At 66.1% G+C, this 354-nt stretch carries 1 protein-coding gene; it reads left to right on the top strand.

Annotated elements, in window-relative coordinates; genetic code table 11:
• Positions 1–354: glycosyltransferase (locus EII34_RS15795; RefSeq protein WP_185711409.1), on the top strand; the 354-nt coding region annotated here is incomplete at both ends.

The raw sequence follows: 354 nt of genomic DNA, 5'->3' as shown, positions 1-354 counted from the left end.
TGCCGGTGATCTCGAATGGGATCAGTGATGGTCTGGTGACGGGGCCGGTTGCGGAGCGGTCCGGGGGGAGGCGGGTCATCATCGTGGCGAGTCTGGACAACCGCAACAAGGACATCAACCGTGCAGTTCGCGCCGTGGCGGCCATCGACGGGGCAAGCCTCAGCATCGTCGGCGAGGGGCCGGACCGGGCCGAGATCGAGACACTCATCACGGAACTCGATGTGGGGGATCGGGTGAGGTTGTTGGGGCAGCGCGGTGACGTCCCGGAGTTGTTGCGGCAGCATGATGTGTTCTTGTCGACCTCGAGGGTGGAGGGGTTCGGGTTGGCGGCGGCTGAGGGGATGGCGGTGGGGT

Source organism: Arachnia propionica, from assembly GCF_003859805.1.
Lineage (GTDB): Bacteria > Actinomycetota > Actinomycetes > Propionibacteriales > Propionibacteriaceae > Arachnia > Arachnia propionica_C.
The sequence above is the reverse complement of the archived record's forward strand: the minus strand, read 5'-3'. Positions and strand labels throughout refer to the sequence as shown.